Genomic DNA, 19379 nt, shown 5'->3' with positions numbered 1-19379 from the left:
GACTGTTACCAGAATGCGTTGGCGGAGCGGGTGAACGGGATTTTGAAAGGAGAGTTATTGCTACAAAGCCCGCAGGATTTGGCGCAAGCGCGGGAAATGGTGCGTGAAGCGGTGGATATTTACAACGTGGAGCGGCCGCATCATGCGTTGAAATACAGAACCCCCGATGCGGTACATAGGGGGTTCTGAGTAGAGAAATGCTAGTTGAAAATGTGTAAACCTATTTCAGGACTAGACATCCACCATCAAATTTTATAATAATTTCCGGTTATCAATTTGACCTACTGTATCTCCCCCAAAAGCAGGTCAGTCTGCAAAAAATTACTGATTAAGCAGCTCTCTGGAGCTTGTGGCCATTCGCCAGCCTGTTCTGCTGTTTGCCAATCAGCCACTTCATGTTAATGATAATTCTCCTTGAGAATAAAGATTGAGGGGATCTTGTCGCCTTCCTATACTGGGTTCGTTCCTCACGGAACCCAGGTAAAGGGCAAACCGGCAGTGATGCCGGGGCGCAATGCTTCCGGTCTCGATCGTGGATCCAGATAGCGGGGTTTCCCTGGGTGAGGGGTGGTTTTTGTGGCAGGTCCATTGCCAGTTGTCTGCGCCCATCATGCAGGTTGCGATTGTTCTTTGCCTTGGTGACCAATGCCAAGACAAAACAAGGAAGATAACAATATGCAACAGCTCTTCAGACCCAGCAGGCTTGCCATGCTGGTCGCCCTTGCGGCTGCGCCCGCCTGGGCCCAGGCCGCTTATCCCGCCTATAAATCCGGTACTGCCTACAAGGCTGGCGATATCGTCAGCAACGTCGGTGCCCTCTACGAGTGCAAAGAATTCCCCTATTCAGGCTGGTGCGGGGCATCCCCCTATCACTATGAGCCGGGGGTAGGTGTGGTCTGGGCAGATGCCTGGAAGCCCTATGGTGGCGAGGTGCCTCCTCCTGCACTCGGCGTAGCCGTCAGCTCGCCAGCTGCTGGCGCCAGCTTCAACGAAGGTACCAGTGTGGCGCTGGCGGTGACCTTGAGCGGCCCGGTGACGGCGCTGGCCAAGGTGGAATACCTTGTCGACGGCAAGCTGGTTGCCACGGCGAGCGCCTCGCCCTGGAGTGCCAGCTGGAGCGCCGCCGGAGTGGGGGCCCATACCCTCAAAGCTCGCGCGCTGGATAAAGATGGCAAGGTACTGAGCGAAGCGGATTCCAGCTTCAACGTCACCGCCGTGGTGGCGCCAGAGGCGCCCAAGGTGAGCATTAGCAGCCCGGCCAGCGGTGCCAAGGTGACGCTGGGTCGCAGCGTGGCGGTGAGTGGCAACGTCACCGATGCCAACAACGATGTGGCCAAAGTCGAGCTGTTTGTTGATGGCAAGAAGGTAGGGGAAGACAATGCCGCCCCCTGGCAGGTTAACTGGACACCGGATGCCAAAGGCAGTGCCGCCCTCAAGCTGGTGGCCACTGACAAGAGCAATCTGAGCGGCGAGTCGGCGGCGGTGACCGTCAATGTCGAGGAGGCCGCGCTGCCGCCCACCGGTGGCAACCTCTCTTGTGACATTCGCCAGATCTATCGCCCGGATGGCTACGAGTGCATGGGGGATGACCATGCCCGCCGGGTCATCGGCTACTTCACCTCCTGGCGCACCGGCAAGAACGGCCTGCCCGCCTATCTGGTGAGCGATATTCCATGGAACAAGATCACCCACATCAACTACGCCTTCGCGGCGGTGGATGAGCAGAGCCACACTATCAAGGTGGACGATGCAGCCACCAAGATGACCTGGGATGGCGTGCCGGGTGCCGAGATGGATCCTGAATTTGCCTACAAGGGCCACTTCAACCTGCTGTCGAAGTACAAGAAGCAGTATCCGGACGTGAAGACCCTCATCTCGGTCGGCGGCTGGGCCGATACCCGCGGCTTCTACACCGCCACTACCAAGGGTGACTGCTCGGTCAATACTGCCGGTATCAACACCCTGGCTGACTCGGCGGTGAGCTTTATCCGCCAGTACGGTTTTGATGGGGTCGATATCGACTACGAATACCCCACCTCGATGAAGGATGCGGGCAATCCCAACGACTTCCCGCTCTCCAACCAGTGCCGGGCCAAGCTGTTTGCCAATTACGAGGTGCTGATGAAGACCTTGCGGGCGCGGCTCGACAACGCCGGTAACGAAGATGGCCGCAAGTATATGCTGACCATCGCCTCACCGGCTTCTGCCTATCTGCTGCGCGGGATGGAGAACTTCCAGGTCACCCAGTACCTCGATTACGTCAACCTGATGACCTATGACTTCCACGGTGCCTGGAACCACTTTGTCGGTCACAACGCTGCCCTGTTCGACAACAATGCCGACCCCGAGCTCTCCCATTGGGGCGTCTATACCCAGACCCAGTTTGGCGGTATCGGTTACCTCAACGCGGCCTGGTCTGCCCACTACTTCCGCGGTGCGCTGGCGGCTGGCAAGATCAACGTTGGCGTGCCCTATTACACCCGCGGTTGGCAGGGGGTGAGCGGTGGCAGTCATGGGCTGGGTGGCAAGGCAGCCCTGCCGAGCCAGAACGAGTGCCAGCCGGGCACCGGTGGTAGCACCATTCCGTGCGGCAACGGGGCGGTCGGCATCGACAACATCTGGCATGATCTCGACAAGAACGGCAAAGAGATCGGCGGTGGCGCCGTACCCATGTGGCATGCCAAGAACCTGGAGAATGCGGCCAGCCTCGGCATCACCACATTGCCAAGTTATGGCACTGCCTGGGGTCTGGATCCCAACAATCCGGCTCACGTGATGCAGGGCAAGTATGTGCGTTACTACGATGACAAGGCCCACGCGCCCTGGCTGTGGAACGAAGAGAAGAAGGTGTTCCTCTCAACCGAAGATGAAGAGTCCATGGGCCACAAGCTCGACTACATCATCAAGCGCGGTCTGGGTGGCGTGATGTTCTGGGAGATGGCGGGTGACTACGCCTTCGATCCGGCCAAGAACGAGTACGGCATGGGCAGTACCCTGACCACCCTGGCTTATGAGAAGTTTGCCAAGGCAACTCCGTACAACACCAAGCAAAACGATCTGGCCGCGCCGAGCGCCCAGCTCGACATCCAGGTCAGCCTCTCCGGCTTCAAGGAAGGGGACTCCAACTATCCGATCAACCCGAAACTCAAGCTGGTCAACAAGTCGACCCAGACCATTCCGGGCGGCGCGCGCATCGAGTTTCTGGTGCCCACCTCTACCTCTGACACCATCACGGATCAGAGTGGCATGGGCCTGAAAGTGGTGGAGAGCGGTGGCAACGACAACTCGGAAGGCATTGCCAACGAGAAGGACTTCCACAAGGTCGCCATGAACCTGCCGGGCTGGCAGACTCTGGCACCGGGGGCCGAGATTGAAGTCGCCATGACCTACTACCTGCCCGCTGCTGGCGTGCCAAGCGGCATGCGCATCATCAGCGGCAGCCAGACCATTGGTCTCAAGGCCGAGTTCCCGACCCTGCCGGAGGCCGTGCTGGGCTCGGGTGGCGGTGAGAATCCGGGCACCAGCTGCAGCAGCCAGAACGTCAATCCGGCGGCCTACAAGGCCTATCCGAGCTGGCCGCAGGGGGATCATGCCAATGGCGGCGATCGCATTACCCATAACAAGGTAGTGTGGCAAGCAAACTGGTGGACCAGCAGCGAGCCCAAGGCAACCGATGGTAGCTGGAAGTCTGTCTGTAGCTATTGATTTTAAAATCAATGAGATAAGTGAGGCTTCGGCCTCACTTTTTTTGTCTGGTTGGTCGCTCTGGTTGAAAATGCGCCTGCCTTTCCTGGCGGGCAGCCTCTATAATAGAGTCGATTAATAATCAGATGGATATCAGCGTATGGCGAGTATATTGGATTCCGTTGATCAACGAACTCAACTGGTGGGTGAAAACCGCCTCGAGTTGTTGATGTTTCGTCTCGGCACCCGTCAGATGTTCGCCATCAACGTCTTCAAGGTACGGGAAGTGGTCAAGTTGCCCCATCTGAGCAAGATGCCGGGCTCCCATCACAATATCAGCGGGGTGGCCAATATCCGCGGTACCTCGATCCCGGTGATCAACCTGCGCAGCGCCATCGGCATGCGTCCCATGCCCATCGACAGTGAATCCAACCTCATCATTACCGAGTACAACCGTACCATTCAGGGCTTTCTGGTGGGGCAGGTGGCCAATATCGTCAACATGACCTGGAAGGATATCCTGCCGCCGCCGCGCTCCGCCGGGCGCGCCAACTACCTCACTGCCATCACCCGCATTCCCGAAGATGGAGTGGAGCAGATCGTCGAGATCATCGATGTGGAGAAGGTGCTGGCGGAGATCATCACCTATGACATCCGTATCTCCGAAGAGGTGCTGGATCGGGAGATCCTGCCCGAGATGCATGGACGCAAAGTGCTGATCGTCGATGACTCCAGCACCGCCCGCAATCTGGTGCGCGAGACCCTGGGCCAGCTTGGGCTTGAGGTGATCGAGTGTCAGGATGGTTTGCAGGCGCTGACCCTGCTCAAGGGGTGGTGCGATGCTGGCAAGAAGGTGACCGACGAGATCCTGCTGATGATCACCGATGCCGAAATGCCGGAGATGGACGGCTACCGCCTGACCCACGAGGTACGCAGCGATCCGCGTATGTCCGATCTCTTTATCACCCTCAACACCTCCCTGAGCGGCAACTTCAACGAAGCCATGGTCAAGAAGGTGGGGTGCGACCGCTTTATCTCCAAATTCCAGCCCGACTTGCTGGTCGGCGTGGCCCAGGAGCGGCTGCGCCAGGTGCTGGAAAGCTGAGACGCTGCATGCCGGTTATGCTAAATCAGTAACAAAACATCCCGCTTCGGCGGGATGTTTTGTTACTGGGTATTGGCGATGGATTGGTTGAATCAAGGTGCCACGCAGAGATCGTCGACCATTCAAAACATCCGATTTTGGCGGGATATTTTGTTATGGGATATTGGTGATAGACGGCGGGCTTATTGGCTGAGCAGCGGCTCCATAAAGCGGGCGACTTTATCGCGGATTTGGGGCTGGGCCGCCGGGGCGGGATGAATACCATCGTTCATCATAAGTTCAGGGCGCAGCGCAATATCATCCATAAAGAAAGGCAGCAGGGGCAGATCGTTAGCCTGGGCCAACTCGGGAAAGATCTGTTCGAACTGGCGCAGATAGCGGGCACCGTAGTTGCGGGGCAGCTGGATTTGGGTCAACACCACACGGGTCTGCTGCTCCTTGGCGAGCGCGATCATGCTGGCCAGATTTTGGCGGGTAATGGTCGGTGCGAAGCCGCGCAGGCCATCGTTGCCCCCCAGTTCGATCAGCAGCCAGTCCGGCTTGTGCTCCTTCAGCAGAGCGGGCAGACGGGCCAGCGCCCCCTGGGTCGTTTCACCGCTGATGCTGGCATTGAGCAGAGTGTTTTTGCCCCCCTCCTCCTGCCATTTCTGGTTGAGCAGGGCAGGCCAGCTCTGCTCAACCTGCATTTGATAGCCGGCGCTCAGGCTGTCTCCCAGCACCAGCAGGGTCTGGGCCTGAGCCGACGAGAGCAGGCTGCCGAGGCCAACGAACAAGACAAACAGAATACGCACCATCAATTCAACTCCCGCTATGGATTGTCATCAAGGGATTGGAACAAAGGATACAGAGCATGAGTTCAACCCCCATTATTGTCGTCAAGGGCCTCGGCAAATCGGTTCGCCTCGGCCAGGAAAGCCTCACCATCCTTGAAGGGATCGATCTGCAAGTCAATAGTGGCGAGACGGTGGCGCTGGTCGGTGCCTCCGGCTCCGGCAAGTCCACCCTGCTGGGATTGTTGGCCGGGCTCGATATGCCGAGTCAGGGAGACATCGAAATCCTCGGCAAATCTCTCGCTGAGCTGGATGAAGAGGGGCGGGCCCGGTTGCGCGCCGAGCAGATCGGTTTTGTGTTCCAGTCGTTCCTGCTGCTCCCGACCATGACGGCGCTGGAGAATGTGATGCTGCCCGCCGAGCTGCGCGGCGAGCGTGATTGCGAACCAAGAGCTCGCGAGCTGCTGGCCGCAGTCGGGCTTGGCGAGCGGTTGCACCATCTGCCGCCACGGCTCTCCGGCGGTGAGCAGCAGCGGGTGGCCATCGCCCGTGCCTTTATGACCCGCCCCAGTCTGCTGCTGGCGGACGAGCCGACCGGCAACCTCGACAGCAAGACCGGCGAGAAGGTGATCGAGCTGCTGTTTGAACTCAATCGCAAGCACGGCACCACGCTAGTGGTGGTAACCCATGACCATCAGCTGGCCGAGCGCTGCCAGCGGCAAGTGGTCATGACGGCGGGCAGACTGGATCGCGAGGTGGCCCATGATGTGGTGTAACGGGGTGAGCTGCGGGGCAGGCGGGAGATGCAAGGGATGATGCAGTGGCGATTGGGATGGCGACTGCTGCGCCGGGAAGGTTTTAGCGGCGAGCTGCGTTGGTTTGTGCTGGCGCTAGCGCTTAGCGTGGCGTGCGTCTTGAGTGTGGCGCTGGTAGCGGATCGGCTCGATGCCGGACTCAAGGCGTCGGGCCGCGACTTTATCGGAGCGGATCGGGTGCTGCGCACCGCCGCCGCTCTGCCGGATGGCTGGCTAGCCCGGGCTAAACAGGATGGCTTGGCGGTGCAGACCACCGTCAGTTTCAACAGCATGCTGTTTCACGGTGATGCGCTGCAGCTTGCCTCCATTCGGGCCGTGCCCGATGGTTTTCCCTTCTACGGCAAGCTCACTCTGGAACCTGCCCGCGCCCCGGCTCCCGGCGAGATCTGGCTCTCCGCCCGGGTGATGCAGCTGCTTAAGGCCAAAACGGGGGATGAGCTGGAGGTAGGCAATACGGTGCTCAAGGTGGCAGGCCTGCTTGGCGAGGAGCCGGATCAGGGCTTCAGCCCCTTCCTGCTGGCGCCGCGGGCGCTGATCCACACTGCCGATATCGAGGCGACCGGCGCCCTGCTCCCCGGCAGCCGCCAGCAGTGGCGCTATCTGTTCAAGGGGCCGCGGGAATCGCTGGCCCGTTACGAGCAATGGTTGTTGTCACAACTACAGGCCGGACAGAAGTGGATCAAACCGGATGACAGCGAATCCCAAGTGGGTCGCTCGCTGGCCAATGCCGAGCGTTTCTTCCGGCTTGCCTCGCTAAGCGGGGTGTTGCTGGGGGCGTTGGCGATGGGGATTGCGGTGCGCCACTTTGCCGAGCGCCAGACCAATATGGTGGCGCTGCTCAAAACCCTGGGGGCATCACGTCGCTCGCTCTGGCAACTGATGGGAACCCTGCTGCTGTCGTTGACGCTGATCGGCGCGTTGTTGGGTCTGGTGGCGGGCACTGCCATGCAGTGGATCACCTTGCAACTGCTGGGGGACCTGCTGCCGCCGGATCTGCCTCCCCCCTCCTGGCGCCCCTTTGCGCTGGGGGTGGCGGTGGCGCTCTTTATCACCCTGCTGCTCGCTTTTGTGCCCTTCTTGCGGCTGCTGAAGGTGCCGCCGCTGCGGGTATTGCGCCGGGAGCTGGAGGCGGGTATTCCCCCCTGGCTGGCCCTGCCGGTCGGCCTGTTCGGGCTGTTTGCGCTGGTCTGGGGCTTTACCGCCGATGTGCGGCTGGCGCTGGGTCTGGTGGGGGGCATGGGCTTGCTGATGGGGCTGTTGGCCCTGCTGGCGGCGCTGATGTTGCGGTTGGGGGCAAGAGTGAGCGGACCTCATGCCTTGCGGCTGGCGCTGGCCCATCTGTCGCGCGAGCGCAGCAGCGGCCTGTTTCAGCTGGCGGGCTTTGCACTGGCGCTGATGCTATTTGGCTTGCTCTGGGCGGCAAGGGTCGATCTGCTGGATGAGTTTTCGGCCCGTCTTCCCGTCGATGCGCCCAACCGTTTTCTGGTCAATGTGGCCGAGAACGAGCGGGAGGGGATCCTGAGCGAGCTGGCGGCAGCCGGGGCCAACACTTCCGACTTCTACCCCATGGTGCGCGGCAGGCTGACCCATATCGCCGGTGAGGCGGTGGGCGAGGGGGCCAGTAGTGGCCGCGAGGGGGTCGATCGGGAGCTCAACTTCACTACCACGGCAACCCTGCCAATCGACAACAAGCTGGTGGCAGGGAAGTGGCTTGCCGGGCCCGGCGAGGTGTCGGTGGATAGCGAGTTGGCCAAGCGACTCGATATCAAGCTGGGGGACATGCTCGCCTTTACCATCGAGGGACGCAGCTTCGGCGCCAGGGTCACCAGTTTGCGCAGCATCAAGTGGGACAACATGCGCCCCAACTTCTACATGATCTTCTCCGAGGATCTGCTGGCACCCTTCTCCCGAACCTGGCTTGGTAGCTACCGGCTGCCCGAGGCGGGGCGCACTGCCGAGGTGGAGTTGATCCGCCGTCACCCCACGGTGAGTCTTATCGATGTGGATGACCTGATTGCGCGGCTCACTCAGGTATCGGAGCAGGTGAGCCGGGCGCTGGCCCTGATGCTGGGGCTGGTGACAGTGGCGGCGCTGCTGGTGCTGCTGACCCAGACCCAGGCCAGCATGGCCCAGCGTCGGCGAGAACTGCTGCTGATGCGCACCCTGGGTGCCAGCAGCGAACTGCTGAAAAAGATGCTGCGTTGGGAGCTGGTGGCCAGTGGTGCGCTGGCGGGGCTCTGTGCCGCCATGGTGGTGGAGCTCTGCTCTTTTGGCCTGCAGTGGTGGTGGTTCGAGGGGCTGTGGCAGTTCCACTGGGCCATCTGGCTCGGCCTGCCGACGCTGGGGGCGCTGCTGGTGACGCTGGCGGGGCAGGGAATGCAACGTCAGCTGCTGGCTGGCACCCTGAGCGATCGGTTGCGGGGTCTGGGGCAGGGCTTGTTGTAATCCCGCCAGCGCGAGCCGATGCACACAAGGTGCAATCGAGCATCCACAATAAACAAGCAGCCCGGCCATTGGCCGGGCTGCTTGTTATGGGAGGTGCCGACGAGCGGACGCCGCGAGCGGGTGTGAGTTAGCGGGACTCACGCAGAAGATTGGTGAGGGCGTTCGGCAGCTCGGGATAGCTGAAGTGAAAACCGGCCTGTTGCAGTCGTGCTGGTATCACCTTTTGTCCGGTCAGCAGCAGATCTGCCGCCTCCCCCATCACCAGTTGCAACAGCGGCGCCGGGACGAAGAAGAGGTGTGGACGGTGCAGCGTGGTGGCAAGGGTTTGGCTGAACTCCCGGTTGCTGACCGGATGGGGCGCAGTGCCGTTGAAGATGCCGCTGCACTCTTCGTGATCCAGCAAGAACAGCATGGCGCGCACCAGATCCTGCACATGGATCCAGCTCATCATCTGGCTGCCCGATCCCATGGGGCCGCCGAGTCCGAGTCGGTAGGGGGGGAGCATTTTGGGCAGGGCGCCGCCATCCATGCCAAGCACCAGCCCGATCCGCACGATACAGACCCGGGTTTGGCGACTCTGGGCCTCCTGCGCCAGGGTTTCCCACTGCTGGCAGAGCTGGTGGGTAAACTCGTCGTTGGGAGAGCGGCACTGCTCATCGAGGGTTTCGGTGCCCTGTCTGCCATACCAGCCGATGGCGGAGGCGTTGATCAGCACCTTAGGCGGCGTGCTGGATAGCTTGATGAGATCCACCAGCTGCTCGGTCAACAGCCAGCGGCTATCGCAGAGCTGCTGTTTGCGCGACTCGCTCCAGCGTCCGGCGGCGATGGGTTCACCGGCCAGATTGATCACCGCGTCCACTTCATTGAGGTCATCGAGCCGGTCGAGGTTATCCAATACCTTGATATCGTGACCGAGCAGGGAGTAAGCGCGGCTCCCCTGCCTGCTCAATACCACGACCTCGTGATTGACCTTGAGATGGGCAACCAGCTTGCGGCCGATAAAGCCGGTCCCTCCGGTAATAAGAATCTTCATCGCTGCATGCTCCTGCTGCCGTTTGCTCAACTTTAATGGTGTGGCTTCCCTTCAACAAGTGAGACGTGCTTCGGGAGTTTTCTGTTTGACGTTTGTTAACTCTATCCTCTTCTTACGACATATTGTTGAACAATAGTTTGAATTGATTGATTTTTGTTGGGTGGACATTTGTTGATCAATCGCTATTATGGCGACCCTTTTCGCCTGTCCAACGAGGCTGTCACCCATCATCCGAGCATCAAAGAGGCCGCCATGCCATTTCGTCGTTTGAAACTTCGCCAGCTTTACTCGAGGATTCTGGTGGCGCTGCTGATGGGGGGCGGGATCCTGCTGCTGGGGGTTGTTGCCGTTATCTGGCAGACGGTGACGGAGACAGAGCGTGATGCCGATTCACGGTTGCAGCATGCCCGTGTGATGTTTGAGCGCTCCATCGGCCATGCCCAGCAGGCGGCCATCAATGTGGAGGGGATGCTGGGTCACTCGTGCAAGGAGGCGGCACAACTGCTGCGCGAACAGGTGGCCACGGTGCCTTATGTCCGTTCCGCCAATCTGGCTGTAGGCAGCCACATCTATTGCACCTCGCTCTATGGTGACTACGATGGCCCCTTCAATCCCGACCGCTATGTGGATGGCAGGTTGCAACTGCTGCCTGGCAATGAGGTCACACCGGATCGCCCCTTGATCGTGCTGCGTCATGAAACGGACAAGGGGAGTGTGCTGATCGGTGTAGATGGCTACTACCTGCGCAATACCCTGGAGATCTCCAGCAAGAACTCCCCGATGGCTCTGGTGGTGGGGCAGAGGGCACTGTTTGGCTCAGGTCAGGTCGGGGCGGCGCCCTCTCCGACAGAAGAGGGTTATATTGCCCTCGCTTCGGCTGATTTCCCCTATCAGGTCGTCACCCAGGTCACGGTGCATGACTACTGGAGCCACGCATGGCGATACTCCAGATATACCTTGATCCTCTCTCCGTTGCTGGCGCTGCTGATTGGATTCGGCACCTTCAGGCTGATGGGACGTAGCAGCTCGCCAGCGGAGGAGCTAAAGCGGGCGTTGATCGAAGAGGAGTTTATCCCCTACCTGCAGCCAGTGGTCTCCGGTGAGGATGAGCAGTGGCGTGGCTGTGAGGTGCTGATGCGCTGGCAGCATCCCAAGCAAGGGATGATCTCGCCGGATCGCTTTATTCCGCTGGCGGAAGATAGCGGGCTGATCGTGCCCATGACCAGCCTGTTGATGGCGCAGGTGCGCGATCACTTCTCCCCTTATGCCCGCAAGCTGCCGGCAAAGTTTCATTTTTGCTTCAATATCAGCGCCAGGCACTTTCAGGATCTCGACCTGTTGGCTGACTGCAAGGCGTTTCTTGACGCATTTAAAGACAATCCCGTTGATTTGGGGCTGGAGCTGACTGAGCGTGAACTGCTGGTAGCTGATGAGACAACCGCTCAGATGTTTGCCGAGTTGCGCAAACTGGGCGTGTTGATCTCTATCGATGACTTTGGCACCGGTCACTCCAGTCTCACCTATCTGCAACAGTTTCAGGTCGATGCAATCAAGATTGACCGGAGCTTTGTGGAGATGATCGGCACGGATGCACTCTCCAGCCATATCGTTGAAAACGTGATTGATCTGGCGAAGCGACTTGAATTGATCCTGATCGCGGAGGGGGTCGAGAAGCAGTCGCAGGCGGACTACCTGCGGGCGCGCCACGTTGACTATCTGCAAGGGTATCGTTACAGCCGCCCCATCCCGATGAAGCAGTTTTGCAAGACCCTGTTTGGCTGAACGGTTGAATGGGGAGCATAAAAAAACCAGCGATCGCTCGCTGGTTTTTTGTTGGTACGGTTTGGCTTGGGCGATCAGAGCATGCGCTGGAGGGCGCGAGCCAGGCGTTTGACCCCCTCCTCGATGGTCGCTTCATCGACGCAGGAGAAGCTCAGGCGCAGGGTGTTCTTGATCTCGGGGCGCACGTAGAAGGGGGCACCGGGTACGAAGGCCACCTTCTCCTTGATCGCCTCGTCAAACAGCGCCATGGCACTGATGTGGGCTGGCAGGGTCAGCCAGAGGAACATGCCCCCTTCCGGTCGGGTGTAGCTGACACCGGGCGGGCAATGACGGGCCAGCGCGGCCTCCATGGCGGCGCGCTGGCGGCCATAGACCTCCTTGATCTTCTCCAAGTGAGCGTCGAGGGAGTTGTCGGTCAGGAAGCGGTGCAGCACCTGCTGGCTGAAGGCGTTGCTGTGCAGATCGGTCGCCTGCTTGGCGATGGTCACCTTCTTGCGCAGCCAGTCCGGCATCACCATCCAGCCCAGACGGAAAGCGGGCACCACGGTTTTCGAGAAGGAGCCGAGCAGCACGGTATTGTTTGGCGCCAGCTTGGCGATGGGGGGCAGATGTTCCCCTTCGAACCGCAGCTCGCCGTAGGGATCATCTTCCACCATCAACAGCTCGTGGCGAACCAGTCGCTCGGCCAGTGCCTCGCGGTTGGCACGGCTATAGGAGACACCGCTCGGGTTCTGGAAGTTGGGCACGCCGTAGAGCAGCTTGGCATTGGATCCGCTTGCCAGCAGCGCATCCAGCGCCGCCAGATCCAGCCCCTCTTCTTCAAGGGTGATCGGCTTGAAGGTGGGCTGGTAGACAGAAAAGGCCTGAATGGCGCCAAGGTAACCCGGCTCTTCGATGATGAGATCCTGACCCTCGTCGATCAGCACCTTGCCCAGCAGATCCAGCGCCTGCTGGGAGCCGCTGGTGATGAGGATGTTGTCCGGATTGACCTGCATGCCGTGGCGGGCCAGATAGCGGTCGGCAATATATTGGCGCAGCGGGGCGAAGCCCTCGGTCGCCGCATATTGCAGGGCGGCAGCCCCCTGTTCGCGCAGCACATCCTGACAAGCCTGATCGATCGCCTTGACCGGAAACAGGTGGGGATTGGGCAGGCCACCGGCGAAGGAGATGATCTCCGGATTGGCGGCAACTTTGAGGATTTCACGGATAAAGGAAGGTTCAACCTTCTCGAAGCGCTGGGCAAAAAACGGCTGCATAGACAATTCTCTCGGCATGTGGGCGGTCGCTCCATTCGACCGCCAGGTTATCCGTTTGTATCAGATTTCAGAAATGAGGCAATGATTGTCACAAAAATCGCCAAAAAAGGGCTGGAACGACTCTACTGCGGATTATATTGGACGGTTAGTTGGTGTGGTGATGCCAGTGAGGGAGCAGGGAAGTGGATGGCCGGAATATTTGTTGCGCGAAACACTTGCGCCTTGGGCCTATCTTGGGATAATTCGCTCCCCTGTTTTCGCGGGTCGATGAAATGCCGAGCCGCGAGCGGTCCCGCTCGGGATCGGACACAAGATGTATTACCCGGATTGATGAAATAACGAGACCATTATGCCTGTGACCCAAGATGTATTTAACGAAGATGGCAAGTTCATGCGCAAGATCCGCAGCTTTGTCCGTCGCGAAGGCCGCCTGACCAAAGGGCAGGAGAAGGCCCTGGAAGAGCTCTGGCCGGTCATGGGCATCGATTTCGAGCCAAAGCAGCTCGATCTGGTCGCACTGTTTGGCCGTGAAGCACCTGTGGTGCTGGAGATCGGCTTTGGCATGGGCGCCTCTCTGGTGGAGATGGCCAAGAATGCCCCCGAGAAGAACTTCATCGGCATTGAAGTACACTCCCCGGGCGTGGGTGCCTGTCTGGGTACCGCTCAGGAAGCGGGCGTCACCAATCTGAAGGTGATCTGCCACGATGCGGTCGAGGTGCTGGAGCACATGATCCCGAACGGTTCACTCTCCTGCCTGCAGCTCTTCTTCCCGGATCCCTGGCACAAGAGCCGTCACCACAAGCGCCGCATCGTACAGTCTGCGTTTGCCCAGGATATTCGCCAGAAGCTGGCCATTGGTGGCGTGTTCCACATGGCGACCGACTGGGAAAACTATGCCGAGCACATGCTGGAAGTGATGAGCGCTGCCGAGGGTTACGAGAATACCTCTGCCACCGGCAACTGGGTGCCTCGTCCGGACTGGCGGCCGCTGACCAAATTTGAACAACGTGGCCACCGTCTCGGCCACGGGGTTTGGGATCTGATTTTCAAGCGTGTCAGCTAAGCTGGCACGTCAACACACCTAGCGTATCAACTAACTTGAGGAGCTATCATGGCCAATCGTAGCCGCCGCCTGCGCAAGAAACTGCGCGTCGATGAATTCCAGGAAATGGGTTTCGACATCAGTTTCAACTTCCCGGTCGGTACTGCCGAAGAGACCATCGATGCGGTAGTCGATGCGATGATCGATGAGGTTGTTGAACCCCGTAAACTGGCTTTTGCCGGCTCCGGTCACCTGGCCTGGGAAGGGATGATCTGCACCCAGCAACTGGGCAAGTGTACCGAAGAAGACCGCGCTGCCGTCAAATCCTGGCTGGAAGGCAAGGGGATGGAAGCCGTGGTCGTTACCGAGCTGTTCGACCTCTGGTACGGTGAACCGGCCTGATACAAGGCTGCCGCATCTGGCGCCTTGTTGTGGGTAACTGAAAAATCCCGCCGCTGGCGGGATTTTTGTCAGTGGGGATGGGATCTCCACCGCTGTTTTAGTCATGGAATCGCTTATTGCTTATGGTGTTGTCATCCGAATTACTGGCCAGCATCCTTGAAGAGGTGCGCCCGTTGCTGGGACAAGGCAAGGTGGCCGACTACATTCCGGCACTGGCTCAGGTACCGGCCGATCGGCTGGGTATCGCAGTCTGTACCGTCGAGGGGGAGCTGTTCACCGCCGGTGACGCTTTTGAACCCTTCTCCATCCAGAGTATCTCCAAGGCCCTGAGCCTGACCTTGGCACTCACTCTCTATCAGGAGGAGGAGATCTGGGCCCGGGTTGGCAAGGAGCCCTCCGGCCAGCCCTTCAACTCGCTGGTGCAGCTCGAGTTCGAGCAGGGGATCCCCCGCAACCCCTTTATCAATGCCGGGGCGCTGGTGGTGAGCGATCTGCTGGAGACCCGCCTCACTGCGCCGCGGCAACGTACCCTTGAGCTGGTGCGTCGCCTTTCCGGCAATCCGGCCATCATGGCGGATCAGGTGGTCGCCCGCTCCGAATATCAGCACTCTGCCCGTAACGCCGCCATCGCCTATCTGATGAAGGCCTACGGCAACTTCGAAAACGAAGTGGACAAGGTGCTGCAAAGCTACTTCAATGCCTGTGCCATCCGCATGAGCTGCGTCGATCTGGCGCGGGCATTCATCTATCTGGCCAACCGTGGTGTGCCACTGGGCGAGAGCGTGCCGCTGCTGCCCGCCCGCACCACCAAGCAGGTCAACGCCCTGCTCGCCACCTGCGGTCTCTATGATGAGGCGGGCGATTTTGCCTATCGTGTCGGCATGCCGGGCAAATCGGGTGTCGGCGGCGGTATCATCGCCCTGATCCCGGGCGAGCTCTGCGTCTGTGTCTGGTCGCCCGAGCTCAACAAAGCCGGTAACTCGCTGGCGGGCACGGCGGCGCTGGAGCTGCTGGCCGAGCGGCTGGGTCGCTCCATTTTTTAACCTTGTTCACTATGAATCGAGAAATCACCATGAAACGACATCTTCGCTTCCTGCAGGCCGCGCTGGCGACCTTACTGCTCTGGTGTGCCCTGCCCGCCGTGGCAGGGGAGTTGCCACCGCTCTCGCTGGCCGATGCCAAGGCCAAACAGGCTGTCATCCTGGATACCCGCGCCAGCTACTTCTATCAGGGGTGGCCGATGGAAGGGGAGAAGCAGGGCGGCCATGTGGCGGGCGCCGAGAACCTCTCTGCCGAGTGGAAATACAGCGATGAAGAGTGGCCAAAGGCCCTCGAGATCAAGGGACTGAAGGCCGATCGTCCGGTTGCCCTCTACGGTGCGTCCCGCGAAGTGGCCGAGGTGGCCCGTCTGCTGCGCAAGCAGGGGATCAAGCAGCTGTTCGAGCTGCAAGGGTGGCAAGCCGCACCGCGCGAGTCGCTGGCACGCTGGCAGCAGCTGGTCTATCCGCGCTGGTTGGCGGATCTGCAAGAGGGCAAGCCGGTTGCCGCTGCGCCCAAGGGTGACTGGAAGTTGTTTGAAGTGGATTGGGGTTCACCCAAGGCCTACCTCATCAGTCACATCCCGGGGGCCGGTTATATCGATACCAACAGCCTCGAAGAGGAGCCGCTGTGGAACAAGGTCTCTGACGAAGCGCTCAAGAAGCTGCTGCTGGATAACGGCATCCGTCACGACACCACCGTCATCCTCTATGGTCGCAACACCATGGCGGCTGCCCGTGCTGCGCACCTGATGATGTATGCGGGGGTGGAAGATGTACGCTTGCTGGACGGTGGTCTGGATGCCTGGTTTATCCAGCACCTGCGAACCGAAACCGGTCTACCCAACAAATATGAGCCGGTGAAGGAGTTTGGCGTGGCCATTCCCGCTCACCCCGAGTACTACACCACGCTAAGTCAGGCGAAAGAGCTGCTCAAGAAGCCCGATAGCGCACTGGTCAGCGTGCGTACCTGGGACGAGTTTGTCGGCAACACCTCAGGTTACAGCTACATCAAGCCGAAGGGCGATATCCCGGGGGCCAAGTGGGGTCATGGCGGGGTGGATGCCAACAGCATGAGCGATTTCCACAACCCGGACGGCACCATGAAGCCGGCCCGCGAGATCCTCGCCATGTGGGACCAGTGGAATATCGAGCCAACCCAGCAGGCGGCGTTCTACTGCGGTACCGGCTGGCGGGCCTCCGAGGCCTTCTTCTACGCCTGGCTGATGGACTGGAAACAGATCAGCGTCTACGATGGCGGTTGGTACGAGTGGAGTTCCGATCCCAAGAACCCGACCGTGACCGGTGAGCGCCAGCCTGCCAAGTCATGATTGCGTGCTTGCGCTTGAAAGAAGAGGCCGGACAGAGATGTCCGGCCTTTTTCATTGCGCTCGCCACCCGGCCAGATAGCGAGGCTAAGTCGCTGATTATTGACGGCGATCCCGCTTTGCTCATCCCGCCATCCCGTGCCGTGCGATTGAACTAGGCTTCAAGAAACATCCTCGTGGTGAGGATGATCGCAGAAGAGGCCGCAATGAAAAAACTGATGATGATCCTGGTGTGCGCCCTGGGGCTGGTGGCATGCAGCTCCCAATACATCATGAGCACCAAGGATGGCAAGATGATCACCACAGAGAGCAAACCCAAGCTGGACGAGAGCACCGGCATGTATCGCTATTACGATCATGAAGGGCGCGAGGTAATGATCAAGAAAGATGACGTGACCCAAATCATGGAGCGCTAAGCGCTCTCTTGCCGCAAGGGCCGCTATCTGCGGCTCTTCTCTTTTTGCTGAAAAGTAGTGCTGTTTTCTCTGTTTATCCCAGCAAATTCGCAGCAAATTCAGCCGTGATACAGCTTCCGTTATGGTTTAACCCTTATCATCACACTCCATTTTTTATTGGAGGTGTTATGTCCTTGATGTCTATCTGGAATTCCCGTTTTTCTGCACGCAGCTTGCTGGGTGGTGCCTTGCTGGTGGTGGCGTCAGCCAGCCATGCCGGTGACGATCAGTTCACGCTGGGGCGGACTATTTTACTGGGAGCCGGTGATCATGGTGCGACAATTCCTTTGGTGGTTTGCCGTCAGACCAAATATATCAAGGTGAAGGCGGAGCGTGATTTGACCCTGGATCGGGTGGTGGTGACCTATGGCGGTGATCGTACCAAGACCATTCGTTTCGATCGGGAAATGAGCAGTGATAAAGAGACCGAGTGGAAATCACTAGGCTCGCGTCGCTGTGTGAAAAAAATCGAAGTGTACGGTAATTCAGAGCGCAGCAAAGCGGGCGTAAAAGTATTCGGCCGCAAATAATTGATGCGGTTTTTTCTGCGCAGACAGATGAGTTAAAAATAATGGCGAGCCGTGGCTCGCCATTATTTTTTATGGTCGGGTTCGCTATTTTTTCGGCCGAAACGGCTTGATGACAGTTTCATCGCACTCGAGATACGGCCCTTCCATCAAATCGATGCAGTAGGGGATGGCAGGGAAAACTGCATCCAGACATTCGCGGATTGATTTGGGCTTGCCCGGCAGATTGACGATCAGGGTATCGTCGCGCAGTCCAGCAGTCTGGCGCGACAGAATGGCGGTCGGCACAAATTTGAGGGATTCGGCCCGCATCAGCTCGCCAAAGCCCGGCATCATGCGATCACATACCGCCTCGGTCGCTTCCGGCGTGACATCCCGCTTGGCCGGACCGGTGCCGCCTGTGGTGACGATGAGACAACACTGCTCCTCATCCGCCAGCCGGATCAGGGTCGCTTCAATCTGATCCTGCTCATCGGGGATCACCTGATAGACAGGTTCCCACTCCGAGGTCAGATAGACGTTCAGGGTATCGATGATGGCCTTGCCGGAGAGGTCTTCATAGATGCCCGCGCTGGCGCGATCGCTGACGGTGACGATACCGATTTTTGCCTTGCTCATGGTCTGCTCTTGAATGTCCGATAAAAGTGGCAATTAAAATAACATAATCAGTGAGATATGTTAAACCGTCAGGAGATGGCGCGGGTCGGTGAGGGAAGAATAAAGTGTCGAATGAAGCAAAATATGGCCACCCGGATTTTTATTTGCAATAAAAAACAGAAAATCACAACCTAAAATGTATAAGTGTTTTATCTCGCCTGAATTAAAAACAATCGCTTGTTTCCAAACACAATTAAAATAGATAGACACTCTCGTAGTGACCATTGTCCGGTTTAGTCGCCAGTGGATGGATTGAACCCTTTTTCGCCGCATCGTATATACAGATTTATATGGCTGGGACGTGATGGTGTGGTACCGCAGTGTGTTGCCAGCAATAGTCGCCAAGGAGGGCATATGGAGTTGCCTGATTTTGACACCCTGAAGGAGTTGGCTGCGAGTGAGCCCTCCCGGCTGGATGCGATTCTGGAGCAGCAGATCGACCAGTTGATGGCCCGTGCGAGCCCCGATCAGCAGCGCCGTCTGCGCGGGTTGCAGTTCAAGATTGATGGTCAGCGCCGTCTTGCGAAAAACAATCTTGATAGCTGTATCCGGATTACCAACATGATGCGGGAATCTTTTTATTTGATGCGCAGCGAAATGAGCCAGTTCAGAGAAGAGGGGGACCCTCCGCCTGAAAGCGATGGCAGTGGTAAAATAATCCATCTGATGGACTATCGACGTCGCAAATAATCTGCAATAACCCCCTTGGTTGATATTTCAGCCAAATCGGTGAAGCCATAATAAAGGGAATTGCTGGCGACCTGATTGTTATGGTTTTTAATGTTAGTCGTAATGTATTTGTGATGTAACCTCTTTTCTCCTTCTTGTAATAACTAAGGAAGGTGCGAATAAGTCACCAAACATAAAAATGCGCCCTTGTAAGCATTTGAATTTAATAAACTAAATTTTTCAGTTTCGTTGTGGAGGGTGCTTATTCGCACCCTCCCTAAGGAAGGTGCGAACAAGTCCCTGATATGAGATCATGTTTGTCATCTGGAGCCATGAAAAAGGGTTCATCATGAGTCATCAGCTCACCTTCGC

The 19379-nt window shown here is 58.5% G+C and carries 17 protein-coding genes and 1 riboswitch; of the genes, 13 read left to right on the top strand and 4 right to left on the bottom strand.

All coding sequences use genetic code 11. The features are described from left to right. From AB5Y90_RS15535 to AB5Y90_RS15525, 3 genes are all read left to right on the top strand, one after another. Positions 1-189 (top strand): integrase core domain-containing protein (locus AB5Y90_RS15535; protein ID WP_368167180.1); only part of this gene is annotated, 189 nt, incomplete at its 5' end. Positions 190-476: 287 nt separating this feature from the next. After that, positions 477-559: riboswitch (cyclic di-GMP riboswitch) on the top strand. A gap of 116 nt (positions 560-675) precedes the next feature. Then, a complete protein-coding gene (locus AB5Y90_RS15530; RefSeq protein WP_368167178.1) occupies positions 676-3705 on the top strand; it encodes a glycosyl hydrolase family 18 protein in 3030 nt (1009 codons plus the stop codon). A 139-nt stretch (positions 3706-3844) separates the two neighbouring features. Continuing rightward, positions 3845-4789 (top strand): chemotaxis protein CheV, encoded by a 945-nt coding sequence (locus AB5Y90_RS15525; protein ID WP_005362471.1) that lies wholly within the window; start codon positions 3845-3847, stop codon positions 4787-4789. A 182-nt stretch (positions 4790-4971) separates the two neighbouring features. Here AB5Y90_RS15525 and AB5Y90_RS15520 read toward each other — a convergent pair whose 3' ends face one another. Next, the gene (locus tag AB5Y90_RS15520) at positions 4972-5583 is read right to left on the bottom strand and encodes an arylesterase (protein ID WP_368167176.1); all 612 of its coding nucleotides are present in this window, start codon (positions 5581-5583) and stop codon (positions 4972-4974) included. Positions 5584-5639: 56 nt separating this feature from the next. On the opposite strand from AB5Y90_RS15520, the gene AB5Y90_RS15515 reads away from it, so the two are divergent. Both AB5Y90_RS15515 and AB5Y90_RS15510 read left to right on the top strand, forming a co-directional pair. Further along, entirely contained in the window at positions 5640-6335 is a 696-nt protein-coding gene (locus AB5Y90_RS15515; RefSeq protein WP_368167174.1) for an ABC transporter ATP-binding protein, read from the top strand. 36 nt (positions 6336-6371) lie between these two features. Then, positions 6372-8819 carry an ABC transporter permease gene (locus AB5Y90_RS15510; protein WP_368167172.1) on the top strand — a complete coding sequence of 816 codons (2448 nt, stop codon included), beginning with the start codon at positions 6372-6374 and terminating at the stop codon, positions 8817-8819. A 127-nt stretch (positions 8820-8946) separates the two neighbouring features. Here the strand turns inward: AB5Y90_RS15510 and AB5Y90_RS15505 are convergent, their stop codons facing one another. Further along, positions 8947-9852: a TIGR01777 family oxidoreductase gene (locus AB5Y90_RS15505; RefSeq protein ID WP_307896319.1), complete on the bottom strand. Its 906-nt coding sequence runs from the start codon at positions 9850-9852 to the stop codon at positions 8947-8949. A gap of 252 nt (positions 9853-10104) precedes the next feature. On the opposite strand from AB5Y90_RS15505, the gene AB5Y90_RS15500 reads away from it, so the two are divergent. After that, positions 10105-11634: an EAL domain-containing protein gene (locus AB5Y90_RS15500; RefSeq protein ID WP_307896320.1), complete on the top strand. Its 1530-nt coding sequence runs from the start codon at positions 10105-10107 to the stop codon at positions 11632-11634. A gap of 74 nt (positions 11635-11708) precedes the next feature. Here AB5Y90_RS15500 and AB5Y90_RS15495 read toward each other — a convergent pair whose 3' ends face one another. Further along, positions 11709-12890 (bottom strand): PLP-dependent aminotransferase family protein, encoded by a 1182-nt coding sequence (locus AB5Y90_RS15495; RefSeq protein ID WP_064335632.1) that lies wholly within the window; start codon positions 12888-12890, stop codon positions 11709-11711. Between the two features lie 349 nt (positions 12891-13239). Between AB5Y90_RS15495 and trmB the strand changes: the two genes are divergently transcribed. From trmB to AB5Y90_RS15465, 6 genes are all read left to right on the top strand, one after another. Continuing rightward, the gene (gene trmB / locus AB5Y90_RS15490) at positions 13240-13953 is read left to right on the top strand and encodes a tRNA (guanosine(46)-N7)-methyltransferase TrmB (protein WP_307896321.1); all 714 of its coding nucleotides are present in this window, start codon (positions 13240-13242) and stop codon (positions 13951-13953) included. 48 nt (positions 13954-14001) lie between these two features. Then, entirely contained in the window at positions 14002-14334 is a 333-nt protein-coding gene (locus AB5Y90_RS15485; protein WP_005348158.1) for a YggL family protein, read from the top strand. 122 nt (positions 14335-14456) lie between these two features. After that, positions 14457-15377, top strand: coding sequence for a glutaminase B (gene glsB, locus AB5Y90_RS15480; RefSeq protein WP_005348151.1), 921 nt, complete (start codon positions 14457-14459; stop codon positions 15375-15377). A 29-nt stretch (positions 15378-15406) separates the two neighbouring features. After that, positions 15407-16702 (top strand): sulfurtransferase, encoded by a 1296-nt coding sequence (locus AB5Y90_RS15475; RefSeq protein ID WP_064335634.1) that lies wholly within the window; start codon positions 15407-15409, stop codon positions 16700-16702. A 203-nt stretch (positions 16703-16905) separates the two neighbouring features. Continuing rightward, on the top strand, positions 16906-17115 hold the full coding sequence (locus AB5Y90_RS15470; RefSeq protein ID WP_005335219.1) for a YgdI/YgdR family lipoprotein: 210 nt from the start codon (positions 16906-16908) through the stop codon (positions 17113-17115). Between the two features lie 167 nt (positions 17116-17282). After that, positions 17283-17684, top strand: a complete 402-nt coding sequence (locus tag AB5Y90_RS15465) for a DUF2541 family protein (RefSeq protein ID WP_005335217.1) — start codon at positions 17283-17285, stop codon at positions 17682-17684. Between the two features lie 84 nt (positions 17685-17768). Here AB5Y90_RS15465 and mog read toward each other — a convergent pair whose 3' ends face one another. After that, positions 17769-18299 carry a molybdopterin adenylyltransferase gene (mog, locus tag AB5Y90_RS15460; RefSeq protein WP_201992037.1) on the bottom strand — a complete coding sequence of 177 codons (531 nt, stop codon included), beginning with the start codon at positions 18297-18299 and terminating at the stop codon, positions 17769-17771. Positions 18300-18692: 393 nt separating this feature from the next. Here mog and AB5Y90_RS15455 point away from each other — a divergent pair, with 393 nt between their 5' ends. Then, a complete protein-coding gene (locus tag AB5Y90_RS15455; protein WP_201949639.1) occupies positions 18693-19028 on the top strand; it encodes a DUF3135 domain-containing protein in 336 nt (111 codons plus the stop codon). Positions 19029-19379: the final 351 nt, after the last annotated feature.

It is taken from the genome of Aeromonas sp. R4-1 (assembly GCF_040908325.1).
Lineage (GTDB): Bacteria > Pseudomonadota > Gammaproteobacteria > Enterobacterales > Aeromonadaceae > Aeromonas > Aeromonas veronii.
This window is presented reverse-complemented; position numbering and strand designations above follow the sequence as displayed.